Below are 1,382 nucleotides of genomic sequence, written 5' to 3'. Positions count from 1 at the left end.
GCACGCTTCTGGTGCGAGGTGCTCGGGTACGTCGTGCCGCCGCCGCCGAAGGGATTCGCCACGTGGGACGACTACCGGGACGCGCAGCCTCCGGAGGAGCGGGACTCGTGGTTCGCCTGCACCGATCCCTCGGGTGACGGCCCGCGCCTGTACTTCCAGCGCGTCCCCGAGGGGAAGGCCGCCAAGAACCGGGTGCACCTCGATGTGCGGGTCGCCACCGGACTCGTGGGCGAGGAGCGCCTCGCAGCACTCGAGGCCGAATGCGCACGACTGCTCGCGCTCGGCGCGGTCCACGTGCAAACGCTGTACGCCGATGAGGTAAACGAGTCGTGCATCCCGATGCTGGACATCGAGGGCAACGAGTTCTGTCTCGACTGAGCATGCTCCGAAGCAGCCTCCGCCGGAGAACCGCAGCGGCCGGCGCGCCTGATGTCGTATCGGCCGACTACCTGCGCCCCGGCCGTGGCGGTGCCGGTGCTCAGCGCGGGGTCAGGGGCCTCCGGAAGCCCGTCACCGCCAGCCATGCGCCCGCTCCTGCCACTGCCGCGCCCAGCAGCAGCGCCGGCACGGCGGTGCCCGTCCCCGGGAGGCCGAGGGCCAGGGCCCGGGTGGAGTCGATCGCGTACGTGAGCGGGTTGACGCGGGCCACGGCGGCCAGCCAGTCGGGGAGGTCGGCGGTCGGGACGTAGGCGCTGGAGGCGAACATCAGCGGGAGCACGGCGATGATCGCGAGGTTCTGGATCGGCTCGGCGCGGCGCAGCCAGGCCGCCGCCGCGATGAAGAGCCAGCCGAGCGCCCAGCTCATGAAGAGCGTCAGCCCGATCGAGGCCACGACCGCGCCGGCTCCGCCCCTCGGGTTGTAGCCCAGGACGAGGGTGCCGAGCGCCAGGATGATGACGGCCTGGACGGCGGCGCGCACGAGGGTGGTGAGGCTGCGGGCGACGAGCAGTGAGCTCGGCGCGACGGGCAGGCAGCGCAGGCGGGCGACGATGCCGTTCTGGAGGTCCTCGACGAGCCCGACACCGGACTGGACGGCGGACTGCACCGCGTTGTCGACGAGGACGGCGGGCAGCACGAAGTCCAGGTAGGTGACGTCCGGCGGGAAGTGCGGCGGGAGCCCCATCCGGCTGAACACCTGGGACAGCACCACGAGCGTGATGACGGGCTGGAGCAGGCCGAAGAGCAGCACCGCGGGGTCGGTCACGAGCGCGCGCAGCGACCGGCCGGTGAGGATGCGGACCTGGGTGAGCCGTGAACTGCCGCGCCACGTCGGCGCGGTGGGCGTCGGCGTGCGGGGCGGTCGGCCGGTGTCGAGCGTGGTGGTCACCGAGAAGGTCCTTCCGGATGGCGGTGGGCCAGGGCGAGGTAGACGTCGTCCAGGC

Annotated in this window: 2 protein-coding genes; one reads left to right on the top strand and one right to left on the bottom strand. The window is 72.4% G+C overall.

Going from position 1 to position 1,382, the window contains the following annotated elements:
* On the top strand, positions 1 to 378 hold a 378-nt coding region (locus AB0O00_RS39605), incomplete at its 5' end, for a VOC family protein (RefSeq protein WP_363659514.1).
* Positions 379 to 478: 100 nt separating this feature from the next.
* Here AB0O00_RS39605 and AB0O00_RS39600 read toward each other — a convergent pair.
* The gene (locus AB0O00_RS39600) at positions 479 to 1,327 is read right to left on the bottom strand and encodes an ABC transporter permease (protein ID WP_363659513.1); all 849 of its coding nucleotides are present in this window, start codon (positions 1,325 to 1,327) and stop codon (positions 479 to 481) included.
* Positions 1,328 to 1,382 lie beyond the last annotated feature (55 nt).

Source organism: Kitasatospora sp. NPDC093558, assembly GCF_040683475.1.
In the GTDB taxonomy this organism is placed as follows: domain Bacteria; phylum Actinomycetota; class Actinomycetes; order Streptomycetales; family Streptomycetaceae; genus Kitasatospora.
This window is presented reverse-complemented; position numbering and strand designations above follow the sequence as displayed.